Source organism: Amycolatopsis sp. VC5-11 (assembly GCF_037034185.1).
Lineage (GTDB): Bacteria > Actinomycetota > Actinomycetes > Mycobacteriales > Pseudonocardiaceae > Amycolatopsis > Amycolatopsis nivea.
Genome location: NZ_JBAGKF010000007.1, coordinates 107,489 through 119,141, shown reverse-complemented (window position 1 = coordinate 119,141; position 11,653 = coordinate 107,489). Strand labels below are relative to the sequence as shown.

Annotated in this window: 12 protein-coding genes; 7 read left to right on the top strand and 5 right to left on the bottom strand. The window is 72.1% G+C overall.

Translation table 11 applies throughout. The annotated features are described in order from the left end of the window. Positions 1–37 precede the first annotated feature (37 nt). Positions 38–679: a GPR1/FUN34/YaaH family transporter gene (locus WA670_RS22220; RefSeq protein ID WP_205673437.1), complete on the top strand. Its 642-nt coding sequence runs from the start codon at positions 38–40 to the stop codon at positions 677–679. 52 nt (positions 680–731) lie between these two features. Here the strand turns inward: WA670_RS22220 and WA670_RS22215 are convergent, their stop codons facing one another. From WA670_RS22215 to WA670_RS22205, 3 genes are read right to left on the bottom strand one after another with little or no spacing between them, the layout of a single operon-like run. Next, positions 732–1,400 (bottom strand): MadR family response regulator transcription factor, encoded by a 669-nt coding sequence (locus WA670_RS22215; RefSeq protein ID WP_336158741.1) that lies wholly within the window; start codon positions 1,398–1,400, stop codon positions 732–734. After that, a complete protein-coding gene (locus tag WA670_RS22210) occupies positions 1,390–2,766 on the bottom strand; it encodes a MadS family sensor histidine kinase (RefSeq protein WP_134666191.1) in 1,377 nt (458 codons plus the stop codon). Before WA670_RS22210 ends, WA670_RS22215 begins: the two co-directional genes overlap by 11 nt. Further along, positions 2,763–4,025 (bottom strand): iron-containing alcohol dehydrogenase, encoded by a 1,263-nt coding sequence (locus WA670_RS22205; RefSeq protein ID WP_200864500.1) that lies wholly within the window; start codon positions 4,023–4,025, stop codon positions 2,763–2,765. The genes WA670_RS22210 and WA670_RS22205 overlap by 4 nt, the downstream gene beginning before the upstream one ends. Before the next feature lie 174 nt (positions 4,026–4,199). Here WA670_RS22205 and WA670_RS22200 point away from each other — a divergent pair, with 174 nt between their 5' ends. Then, positions 4,200–5,453, top strand: coding sequence for a GAF domain-containing protein (locus tag WA670_RS22200; RefSeq protein WP_336158740.1), 1,254 nt, complete (start codon positions 4,200–4,202; stop codon positions 5,451–5,453). 78 nt (positions 5,454–5,531) lie between these two features. Continuing rightward, positions 5,532–5,903: a DUF779 domain-containing protein gene (locus WA670_RS22195; RefSeq protein WP_336158868.1), complete on the top strand. Its 372-nt coding sequence runs from the start codon at positions 5,532–5,534 to the stop codon at positions 5,901–5,903. 610 nt (positions 5,904–6,513) lie between these two features. On the opposite strand, the gene ribA is transcribed toward WA670_RS22195, so the two are convergent. Together ribA and WA670_RS22185 are read right to left on the bottom strand one after the other, a co-directional pair. Beyond that, positions 6,514–7,737 (bottom strand): GTP cyclohydrolase II, encoded by a 1,224-nt coding sequence (gene ribA, locus WA670_RS22190; RefSeq protein WP_336158739.1) that lies wholly within the window; start codon positions 7,735–7,737, stop codon positions 6,514–6,516. 38 nt (positions 7,738–7,775) lie between these two features. Beyond that, positions 7,776–8,297, bottom strand: a complete 522-nt coding sequence (locus WA670_RS22185) for a MarR family winged helix-turn-helix transcriptional regulator (RefSeq protein ID WP_051729038.1) — start codon at positions 8,295–8,297, stop codon at positions 7,776–7,778. Between the two features lie 78 nt (positions 8,298–8,375). On the opposite strand from WA670_RS22185, the gene WA670_RS22180 reads away from it, so the two are divergent. The 4 genes from WA670_RS22180 to WA670_RS22165 are packed head-to-tail and all read left to right on the top strand — an operon-like array spanning position 8,376 to position 11,650. Next, positions 8,376–8,852: a flavin reductase family protein gene (locus WA670_RS22180; protein WP_037814412.1), complete on the top strand. Its 477-nt coding sequence runs from the start codon at positions 8,376–8,378 to the stop codon at positions 8,850–8,852. 44 nt (positions 8,853–8,896) lie between these two features. Next, positions 8,897–10,198 carry an MFS transporter gene (locus tag WA670_RS22175; protein ID WP_037814413.1) on the top strand — a complete coding sequence of 434 codons (1,302 nt, stop codon included), beginning with the start codon at positions 8,897–8,899 and terminating at the stop codon, positions 10,196–10,198. Beyond that, the gene (locus tag WA670_RS22170) at positions 10,195–11,184 is read left to right on the top strand and encodes an Ldh family oxidoreductase (protein ID WP_336158738.1); all 990 of its coding nucleotides are present in this window, start codon (positions 10,195–10,197) and stop codon (positions 11,182–11,184) included. Before WA670_RS22175 ends, WA670_RS22170 begins: the two co-directional genes overlap by 4 nt. After that, the gene (locus WA670_RS22165; RefSeq protein WP_336158737.1) at positions 11,177–11,650 is read left to right on the top strand and encodes a PaaI family thioesterase; all 474 of its coding nucleotides are present in this window, start codon (positions 11,177–11,179) and stop codon (positions 11,648–11,650) included. The genes WA670_RS22170 and WA670_RS22165 overlap by 8 nt, the downstream gene beginning before the upstream one ends. Positions 11,651–11,653: the final 3 nt, after the last annotated feature.

The following is an 11,653-nucleotide window of genomic DNA, read 5'->3' as shown; positions in this document are numbered from 1 at the left end:
GCCGCGCAACGGTGCGCGGCGACCTAAGGAGGAAGTGATGACTGCAGCGGAAATCGACGTCCCCGTTTCCCACGCGGCCGCCGAACCGGACCCGGCGCCCTCGCCGCTCGGCGGCGATCCGGCCCTCATCGGCGTGCCGACCTTCCTCGTCGGCTCGATCGCGCTCGGGCTCACGCTGGTCGGCTTCGTCCCGGCCGCCGCGGTCGGCGCGCCGCTGGCGATCATCCTCGTCGCCACCGGGATCGGCCAGCTCGTGTCCGCGGTGTGGGCGGCGGCGCTCGGGCAGAACGCGGTCGCCGGCATCTTCGGCGTCTTCTCCGGCTTCTGGCTGAGCTACGCGGTCTTGGTGTTCGGCCTGCTGCACAGCTGGTTCGCGGTCCCGGCCGCGAACGTCACTGCGACGCAGGAGCTGTTCCTGATCTCGTGGCTGGTGACCATCGTGCTGCTCACCCTCGCCACGCTCCGGCTGCCGCTCGCGTTCACGCTGCTGTTCGTGCTCGTCGACGTGGCGCTCGCGCTGGTGCTGACGGCCACGGCCCAGGGCTCCGCGACGCTGCAGACCGCAGGCGGCGTCGGCGTGTTCGCGTTCGTCGCGGTCGGCGTCTACCTGTTCTTCCACGTCGCCTCGCTGGCCACCGGCGGAAAGGGGCTCCCGCTCGGCCGCCCGCTGGTCGGCTGAACCCGGTCCGGCCGGTCCGTCGCGTGGTGTCGTCCGCGGCGGGCCGGCCGTCTCAGATCACGCCCGCCTTGCTGGCCTCGTAGACCGCTTCGGCCCGGCTGCTGGCGTCGAGTTTGCGCATGATGTTGCGGACGTGGAACTTCACCGTGGTCTCGGAGATGTACAGCTTGCCGCCGATGACGCGGTTGCTCAGGCCGTTCGCCAGCAGCCGCAGCACGTTCAGCTCCCGGTCGGTGAACGACGGCCGTTCGCGCGCCACCCGCATCGAACGCGCCATCGCGGCCGCGGACCGCGAATCGAACGCGCTTTCGTTGCGCGCCACCGCGCGGATCGAGCGCAGCAGCTCGGTGGTGTCCACGTCCTTGACCACGTAACCGCGCGCGCCGTGGTGGACCACGTCGACCACCAGCGCGTCGTCGAGGAACGTCGTCAGCACGAGCACGCCCAGGTCCGGATAGCGCCGCGTGAGCCGGGCGCACAGGTCCAGCCCTTCGGTGTCCGCGCCGGTGGACAGCTTGAGGTCCAGCAGCACGATCGACGGCCGGGCGGACTCGATCACCGCCAGCGCCTCGTCCGCGGCCCCGGCCTCGCCGACGACCTGCAGGTCGGTTTCGCGCTCCAGCAGCGAGCGCAGGCCCTGCCGGACGATCGCGTGGTCGTCCACGAGCACGATCCGCACGGGCTCGGCGGCCTCCGCGGGCACAGTCTGCTCAGCCGTCATCGGGCGCCTCCCATTCCGCGGGCACCGGCAGCGGCACCCGGACCTGCAGGCGGATCCCGCCCATCCGGGAGCGGCGGATGGTCAGCTCCCCGCCCAGTTCCTCTGCTCTGGCCAGCATGTTCGCCAGGCCGCGGTGCCGCCCGGAAAGGTCCGCCGCCTTCGTCAGCCGCAGCGCCCGGCGGATCTGCGCGGGATCGCCGTCGCCGTCGTCGGACACGCTGAGCACCACGGCCGAGCCGTCCGGCCGGTACTGCAGGCGCACCAGCGCGCGCTCCGCCTTGCCGTGCGCGGCCGCGTTGAACAACGCCTCGCCTGCCATCCGCACGAGCGACTGTTCCGCCCGCGGCGGCAGCGCCACCGGACTGCCCGCGACCCGCACCTGGACCGACAATTCGGTCAGTCCGTGCACAGTGGACAGTCGTTCCAGCAGCACCGGCAACGGCCCGGGCGTTTCGCCGGAAGTGTGGTGCAGCGCGTAAATCGACGCGCGCAGCCGCTCGACCGCCTGCCTCGTCAGCTCCTTGGCGGGCGCGAGCTGCCCGGCGATCTCCGCGGCCCGGCCGCCCAGCGCGGCCAGTTCGGCCCGGCAGACCTCGATCGTCATGCCCGCGCCCAGCACGGACTGCGCCACGCTGTCGTGCAGTTCGCGGGCGATCCGGTGCCGTTCGTCGTCGAGCACCTGCCGCTGCATGACCTCGACCAGGCGTTCCTGCGTCTGGGCCAGCTCGGCGCTGCGCGCGGCGAGGTCGCGGGCCTGGCGTTCGGCGGCCTCGGACAGCCGTTCGGTGCGGCCGCGCAGCTGGGCGGCCGCGTGGAACAGGAACGAGTTGTGCAGCGCGACCGCGGCCTGGTTGCCCAGCACGCGCAGGATGGCGACGTCGGTGGCGGCGATTTCCAGACCCGGCGCGGGCCGGGCGACGATCCCGCCGACCGGCTCGTCGTCCAGCGTCATCGTCGCGCGGACCAGGCCGTCCCGGTGCGGCCACCCGTCGAGCTCCCACGGCCGGGTGCGCAGCACGTCGAGATGTTCGAGGACCTCCTCGGGAACGTCCGCCCGGTCGTCGACGATCGTCCCGCCGACGTTCAGCACGAACCTCGGCCGCGCGGCGCGCAACGCGCCGTCCGCGACCGCGAGCAGCAGCCAGTCCGCCTGCAGGTGCTCCGACGCCGCCCGGAGCACCGCTTCGACCAGCGCCCGCGGCCCCTCCGCGGTGCGCACGAGCGCGCGGGAGATCCCGTCGAGCGCTTCGACCGCCCGCGAAACCCGTTCGGTCGAGCGGATGTACTCCGGATAGAACGACCGCTTGCCGGACCGCACCCCGGTCAGGACGCCCAGGTCGGCCGTGGTTCGCTCAGGATCGTTCACAGCGCCGCCCGGAACAGCGCCTCGATGTCCTCCACCCGGGCCTGGCGCGGGTTGGTCGCCAGGCACGCGTCCTTCATCGTGGTGCGGGCCAGCGTCGGGATCTTGTCCTCGGTGACGCCGAGCCCGGCCAGTCCGCGCGGCACGCCGACCTCGTCGGCGAGCCGGCGCGCGCGGTCGGCGAGCAGGTGCGCGGCTTCGAGCCCGGGCAGGCCCGCGGTGTCGATGCCGGCGGCCGCGGCGAGCGGGACGAACCGCTCCGGTTCGCGCGCGGCGTTGAACCGGATCACGTGCGGCAGCAGCACTCCGTTGACCACGCCGTGCGGCGCGTCGAGCAGACCGCCCACCTGGTGGCTCATCGCGTGCGTGGCGCCGAGGATCGCGTTGGTGAAGGCCATCCCGGCCTCCAGCGCACCCTGCGCCATCGCCGTGCGCGCCTCGGCTTCGCGCGGTTTGAGCTGGGTGCGCAGCAGGTTGCGGGTGATCAGGCCGACGGCCTGCAGCGCGTGGTTGTCGGTGAGCGGGTTGTGCGCCTTGGAGACGAACGCCTCGATGCCGTGGGTCAGCGCGTCGAGGCCGGTGGCCGCGTTGAGCAGGTCCGGCATCGTGGTCAGCAGCCGCGGGTCGATCACCGAGATCTCCGGCACCAGCGTCCGGCTGATGATGGTGATCTTGACGTGCTGGCTGGTGTCGGTGACGACGGCGAACTGCGACACGTCCGCGCCGGTGCCGGAGGTGGAGGGCACCATGACGGTGGGCGGGATCGGGTGCACGACCTTGTCCACGCCCTCGTAGCCGAGGATGCGCCCGCCGTTGCCGGACAGGATCGCGACGCCCTTCGCCGCGTCGATGCACGACCCGCCGCCGAGGCCGACGATCACGTCGCTGCCGCTTTCGCAGTACTGCTCGAAGGCGCTCTGGATCTCGTGGTCCTTGGGGTTGGGCGTGACGCCGTGCCAGACGACCGGGGCCAGCCCGGCCAGCCGCAGGTGCCCGACGGCCTCGTCGACCCAGCCCGCCTCGATCAGCCCGGGGTCGGTGACCAGGAACGGGCGGCGCGCGCCGACCCGCAGCGTGCAGTGGCCCAGCTCGGCCAGGGAACCGGGTCCGAAGACGATCTCCGGGGCGTGGAACTTCGCCAGCCCCGCCGGTTCGCGCGCGGGGTGCGCGCCGACGGCCTGCGGGCCGGACAGCTCCCCCGGCCCGCCCTCGCCCGCCCCGTGGTCCATGGTGATCGCAGCGCCTTCCGCGAGTCGGAGCATCGGGACCTCCCGACCTGCTGAGGAGCGTGATGCCTGCACGAGGGTAACCCCTCCGCCGCCCGGCGGAGGGCTCTCCAGGGTAAGCCCCCGCCGGCGGCGGCACCCCCTCCTTCGCGGCCGTGCGCACCTGTCCGATCGGACAGGTGCGCGCGGCGGGGGCGCTTGCGAGGATGGATGGCCGGCACGCAAGACGACGACGTCGGGATGTCCATGCACGAACTCGATGCGCTTCGGCGGCGCAGGATCGATCTCGAACAGCGGTGGGCGGAGGTGGTGCCCCGGCTGCGGCAGGCGCCCCGTGCCGATTCCGGCGACCTGATGCTCCGCCACGAGGTCACCGAATCGTGGATCAGGTCGCTGCCCACTGTCGACCCCGCGACCGGCAGCGCACCGGTCGCCGACGGCGGCGTGGTCCGGCCGCGCTGGGCCGGGTCTCCGCTGCGCGAGCCGGTGCGGCGCGTCGAGGACGAACTGCGGACCGTCGCCGACGACGCGGGCTTCATCGCCGCGGTCACCGACGAGACCGGCACGATCCTGTGGACCTGCGGCGGCCGGGTCATGCGCAGGCGGGCCGAGCAGGTCAACTTCGCTCCCGGCGGACGGTGGGACGAAACGGCGATGGGCACCAACGCGCTGTCGCTCGCCCTGCGCACCGGACGGCCGAGCGCCGTGTTCTCGGCCGAGCATTTGGTGGCCGCGCTGCACGGCTGGGTCTGCTACTGCGCCCCCATCCGGGACGCGCGGGGCCAGGTGCTCGGCGTCCTCGACCTGTCGAGTACCTGGGACCGTTCGCATCCGCTGGCGATGTCGACGGTGCGATCGCTGGTCTCGGCCATCGAGTCCGGGCTGCCCGCGGTGTCCCCCGCCGGGCTGCGAGTGTCAGCGCTGGGAGTAGCCGCCGCGGTCCGCGACGGGGTCCGGTTGAACCTGCGCCCGCGGCAACTGGAAATCCTGACGCTGCTGGCGCTGCAGCCGGAGGGATACTCCCTCGACGCGCTGCGCGAAGCGCTGTACGGCGACCGGATGGTGAGCACGACAACGGTGCGCGCGGAGGCGTCACACCTGCGCAACGCGCTCGGCGGCGTCCTCACCGCCCGCCGCTACGCCTCGACGGTACCGATCGAATGCGACGCGGTGGACGTGCTGAAAGCGTTGGAGCACCGCGATTTGGCCACAGCCGTGCGGTTGTACCGCGGCCCGTTGCTGCCGCAGTCGGAAGCACCCGGCATCGTGCGCTGGCGAGACCACCTCGAAGTGACCATGCGCGAAGCGGTGCTGGCCAGCGAGTCGCCGGAACCCGCACTGGCCTACGGCGAACGTGCTTGGTACGACGCGGAAATCCACGAACACGCCCTCGGCTCGCTCCCCCGCGACGACGCCCGCCGAGCCATCGCCGCCGGCCGGCTCGCCGTCGCCCGGCAGGAGTGACGCGGGACGCCAACCCCGTGCCAACCTTCCGCGCGCATCGTGAGCCCCGTCACGGCGACCGGCGAGGAAGGGGACACGGTGGAAGGACAATCCGGGACGGCGAACGGGCCTTTCGTCCGGGTGCGGATCACCCGCGCAGCCGAGGACCTGATCCTCCGCCTGCGCCTCCGGCACGGCCCGCTGATGGTCCAGCAGACCGGCGGCCGCGGCGACGGAAGCGAGCCGATGTGCCACCCGCACAGCGAATTCCGGCTGGGCCGCTCGGACGTCCTGATCGGCGAACTGGCCGGCGGCACGCCGTACTGGATGAGCGCGGACCAGTACGAACACTGGCGGCACAACGACCTGACTGTCGACGTCGTGCCCGGCCGGGGGAACGAGTTCTCCCTCGAAGCCCCGGAAGGAGTCCGGTTCCAGGTGCGGTCTCGGGTGCTGCCGGGTCATGGGTAGACGTCGTTCCCGCAGGCGGACGTGTCCATGCGGCGGTCCCGCGGTTCGGGATCGTCCATCCTTGAATGCGCGCTGGTGCCTGCCAGAATCCCGTTCGCGCACGCGCTCACCGCCGTCATGCTCGGCGACTACCAGAAAACTCGGCCTCGGCTTCGTCGCCGACCAGATTGGCCTCTCGCTGCACTGCCTCCAGCAGCTGCACCGGAACTACGGCTTCATGCCCCTGCTCAACCGCACCTGACCGCAGCGGCACCGGCCATCCCCGGGAGACGCCGCGGCCGACGAACCCCGCAGCGAACATCACGGGTCCCGGCGAGCGCGGCACGACGGCGAACGGGAACGTCGCGGCCCGGCGGCGAGGTCCACGCCCAGCCAGCGTGCCCTCGGCATCCCCGACTCGACGCAGAGACCGCACCGGCCTGGGCGCGCCGTAGGCGGTCGTCGACACCGGAGGTTCGGCACCCCGAGCACCGCTCGGCGGAGAGCCCTGCCCACTGAAGTGCCTCAGACCGCACGCGTTCGGATGTCCATCCGGGCAACCAGGCTCGTCCAGCCGAGCGGACTGGGCGCGGGGTTCTGCCATGGAGAACCCCCGGAATCCGCTGGCGGACTAACGCCGGGAGCTCTCGCGTTCGGTGAAGAGATGCCCCATGCGTTGCTGTTTCGCTGCCAGGTAACGAAGATTCGCCGACGTGGCACCCACCGTCAACGGAAGCCTCCGCAGGACGGTGACCCCGCCCGCTTCCAAATCCCGGATCTTCCCGGGATTGTTGGTCAGGACCCGCGTCCGCGCGATCCCCAGATCCCGCAGGATGGCCGCGGCAGCCCCGTATTCCCGCGCGTCGGCCGGTTCGCCCAGACGGAGGTTGGCGTCCACTGTGTCCAGTCCGCGGTCCTGAAGCTCATACGCCGCCAGCTTTTTCGCCAGTCCGATGCCCCGCCCCTCGTGCCCGCGAAGATACACCAGCACCCCGCCGTCACGGCTGATCCGGGCGAGGGCGGCGTCCAATTGCGGGCCGCAGTCGCAGCGGGCGGAGGCCAGGGATTCGCCGGTCAGGCATTCGGAGTGCACGCGTACGGTCGCCTCGTCGCCCGGTTCGCCACAGATGAGCGCGACATGGTCGGCACCGGTGCGCAGGTCCAGATAGCCCACCGCGCGGAAGCGGCCGTACCGGGTCGGGAGCTCGGTTTCGGCGGTTCGCGCCACGCGCGGCTGTTCACCGGCCGGAAGCGGATTCCGCAGCCGATGGGAGATCAGATCCTCAATGCTCAGCGCGGGCAGGCCGAACCGGCGCGCGAGGTCCGCGACTCCGGGGCCGCGGAGCATTGACCCGTCGTCGGCCACCAGTTCCGCGATGGCCGCGACCGGTGGCACGCCCGCGAGCCGGCACAGATCGACCGCCGCTTCGGTGTGTCCTGGTCGCTCCAGGACGCCGCCGGGTCGCGCGCGCAGCGGGAGGACGTGGCCGGGGCGGGCGAAATCCGCGGCGGCGGCCGCCGGGTCGGCCAGCAGTCGCAGGGTGCGGGCGCGATCGGCGGCACTGATTCCGGTGGTCACGCCGGTCTTCGCGTCCACGGTCACGGTGTAGGCGGTGCCGCGCGCGTCCTCGTTGTGCTCCACCATCGGCGGCAGCCGGAGGTCTGCCGCGCGGTCCGGGGGCATCGGGGCGCACAGCAGTCCGGAGGTGTGCCGCACGGTCCACGCGACCCAGTGCGCCGACGCGGTGTGCGCGGCCAGCACCACGTCGCCCTCGTTCTCGCGGTCGGCGGCGTCGGTGACGAGCACCGGCCTGCCCTCGCGCAGCGCGTCCAGCGCCATGGTCATTCGGTCCATGGCCCAAGTATAAGCATGCTTACGTTAAAGGAGCATGCTTACTCTTCGCCGCGCTCCATCTCGCGCAGCTCGCCTTCGACGACGAGGGCGGCCTGACGCAGCTGACGGTCGGCGGCGACGATCTCGTCCCGGCCGAGAAGCGACCCCAGGGTGTCGCTGATCCGGAGCACCTCGGAGTCCATCTCCTCAAGCGCGGCAAGCCCGGCCTTGGTGACTTCGAGCGACAGGGCACGCTCGCTTTCCGGGTGCGCGCCGCGGGCGACGAATCCGCGCTTCTCCATCTGGGTCACGATGCGCGTCATCGTCTGCGGGCGGACATAGCACCGCCGGGACAGCTGAGCCAGCGTCAGATGCGGCCGGTTGGCCAGGATCCGCAGCGCGGTGTAGCTCGACAGCGTCATGTTCCACCGCCGCAGCCGTGCGTTGCCGATCCGCGAGACCGCGCGCTCGAACCGGAACACGGCGTCGATCAAGGAGGACGCCTCGTCCATGCCGGTCTCCGCGCGCGCGGGCGAGCGGCCGTCGTCGAACGGATCTACGTAAGGCAAGGGATCGGTCACCCCCGCAGCGTAGAGCGCCGGGCGCGGATGCGCGTCAGCATGCTTGCATTCGTATCCGCACGCTTATATGGTATAAGCATGCTTACATCATCCCGATTCCGCTCCGCCTTGGGGAATTTCCCCAGCGGCGTCGTGGCGATCACCGGGCGGGACGCGGACGGGCGGCCGGCGGGCCTGGCGGTTTCGTCGTTCACGTCGGTCTCGCTCGATCCGCCGCTGGTGGCGTTCCTGCCCGGCAAGACGTCCTCGACGTTCCCGGCGCTCGCCCGGCGCGGCACGTTCTGCGCCAACGTCCTCGCCGCCGGGCAGGAGGACGTCTGCCGTGCGCTCGCGGTCTCCGGCGGGGACAAGTTCGCCGGCGTCGACTGGCGTCCCGGGCCGCACGGCGATCCCGTGCTCGACGGGGCCGTCGCCTGGATCGCCTGCACGATCGAGGCCGTGCACGACGCCGGCGACCACCACCTCGTCCTCGGCCGCGTCGACGACCTGGCCGCCGACACCACGGCGGAGCCGCTGCTGTTCTTCCGCAGCCAGTACCACCACCTCGCGGCCTGAGCCGCGCCCCCGCGCCAGCCCCGACCTCAACGGAGAGGCACGTCATGACCACACCGGCAGAAGCAAGACGCACGACGCTCGCGGCCTCGATCGGCAACACCGTGGAGACCTACGACTACGCCGTCTACGGGTTCCTCTCCGCCGTGCTGGCGAAGGTGTTCTTCCCGGCCGCGAGCACCGGCGCGGGCCTGCTGTCGTCGTTCGCGGTGTTCGGCTCGGCATTCCTGGCGCGTCCCGCGGGGGCCTTGGTGTTCGGCCCGATCGCGGACCGGCACGGCCGCCGTCCCGCGCTCGTGGCATCGCTGCTGCTGATGGCCGGCGGCAGCACACTGATCGGCCTGCTGCCGGCGACCGGGACGATCGGCGTCGCCGCGCCGATCCTGCTGGTGCTGTTGCGATTCGCGCAAGGGCTGGCCGGCGGCGGCGAGTTCACCACCGCGATCATCTACGTCGCCGAGTTCGCCCCGCCGCACCGGCGCGGTGCGCTGTCGAGCCGCGTGCAGGTCGGCAGTCTGGCCGGGTTCCTGCTGGGCGCGGTCGTCGTGCTGTCGCTGAGCGCCGCGCTGACTCCGGCGCAAATGCTCGGGTGGGGCTGGCGGGTGCCGTTCCTGCTGGCATTTCCCATCGGCGGGATCGGCCTCTATCTGCGCAGCCGGTTCGGCGAAACGCCCGAGTTCCTCGACGCCCGCGCCAGGCCGTCCGCATCGGACCAATCGGCGGACCGGCAATGGTCCTCGGTGCTCCTGCTCGTCGGCGTGTCGGTGCTGCACATCGTCGGCATCTACATGGTCTACACCTACGTGCAGAGCTACCTCATCCAGCTGCGGCTGTCCCCCGTCGCGGCAACCGCGGTGATCGCGTTCTCGCTGCTCGCCGGGATCTTCCTCGTGCTCGCGGGCGGCCGTGCCGCGGACCGGCGAGGCCGGCCGAAAGTGCTGCTGGCGTCCTCGCTCGCGGTGCTCGTCGTGAGCTACCCGCTGTTCGCCGCGCTGGCCAGCGCCCCTCCCCTGTGGCTGATCATCGTGTGCACGGTGGCGCTGTCGGCCGGCCCGGCGTTCTACTCGGGCGTCGCGCCGATCACCTACGTCCAGCTCGTTCCCGTGCGGCGGCGCGGCAGCCTCGTCGGCATCTCCTACAACGTGACTGTCGGCATCCTCGGCGGTTCGGCGGTGTTCATCTGCCAGGCGCTGGTCGAGCTGACCGGCGACCGCCGCTCCCCCGCCTACCTGCTGCTGGCCGCGGCCGCCGCCAGCGCGCTCGCCGCGTTCGCGCTCACCCGCCGCGCGGCCCGCACCCCCGCGGCTTCCCCGTCCGCCCTTCCCCTGACCGCGGAGTCCGGCTCATGACCACCTTGCCCCTGCCCGATGCCCACGACCTCGTCCTGGCCGCCATGACCCAGGCCGGGCACACCCCGGACGAGGCCGCCGTCATCGCCGAACACCTACTCGACTGCGAACTGCGCGGGCTGACGTTCGGCGGCCTCGCCCGCGCACTGTCCATTGTGGAGCGCATCCGCGCCGTAGCCGAGGCTCCGCGCCCGATCCGGGTCCTCGCGGAGACCCCGGTTTCGGCCACCCTCGACGGCGGCGACCAGGTGGGTTACCTCGTCGGCATGCGGGCCCTGGACCTGGCGGCGGAGAAGGCCCGCGCGCACGGAATGGCCGTCGTCGGCGCCCGCAACACCTGGTACACCGGCATGTTTTCCTATTACCTGGAGAAGGCTGCCGCAGCCGGGCTCGCCGGGATGATCGCGGGCAGCGGGCCCGCCGTCGTCGCTCCGCAGGGCGGCACCGAGGGCAGGTTCGGCACCAACCCGATCGCCTTCGGATTCCCCGCTTCGCCGACGCCGGTCATCTGGGACATCGGCACCTCGGCAGTGATGTACGGCGACGTAGTACTGAAAGCGCGGCTCGGCGAGCAACTCGAAGAGGGCCAGGCATTCGACGCTTCCGGGGCGCCCACCCTCGACCCGGCAGCGGCGCTGGGCGGCGCGTTCGGCGTGTGGGGCGGGCACAAGGGTTCCGGGCTGGCCATGGTGGTGCAGCTGCTCGGCATGATGAGCGGCGCGGCCGCGGCCCCGCCGGGCATCTCCGACTGCGGGTTCTTCGTGCTGCTGGTCGATCCGGCCGTGCTCACCGACGCGGACGACTACCGCCGTCGGGTCAGCGAGTACGCCGCGTCGATCCGGGCGACCCGGCCCGTGGAAGGCGGCCCCGCCGTCCGCGTGCCGTTCGACCGGTCCGCCGCCTGTCGCGAAGAAGCGTTGCGGCGCGGCACGATCGACGTTCCGGACGCGGTGGTCGCGGCCCTGCGGAAGGCCGCGAATGAGTGACCGCGCGGACGACTTCCGGATCGGCCCGTCGCCGTCGGGACGGCTGCTGTGCGGCGGCTGCGCCCCCGACGACCGGTGCCGCCTCGGCATCGAGGTCGCGCACGCCGGGGAAGCCGCGACGACGTTCGACGTCGTCTGCCCTCGGCACTGGTGCGGCGGTCCCGAGGTCGCCCACGGCGGCTGGACCGCGGCGGTGTTCGACGACGTGCTGAACACAGTCGCCCTGCGCCGCGAAGCCCGGCTGGTCACGAAATCGCTCCATATCTCCTACCACCGCCCGGTTCCGGTCGAACGGCCGCTGACGGTGACGGCGCGGATCGACAGTCACGCGGGCCGTCGCTGGGACGTCTCCGCGCGGATGACCCTCGCCGGCGGAACCGTCGCATTGGCTGCCGCCAGCGCGGAACTCCGCACCCGGCGGCCTGATCACTTCGCCAGGCATCAGGCCTGGCTGGCACACGATTAAGGA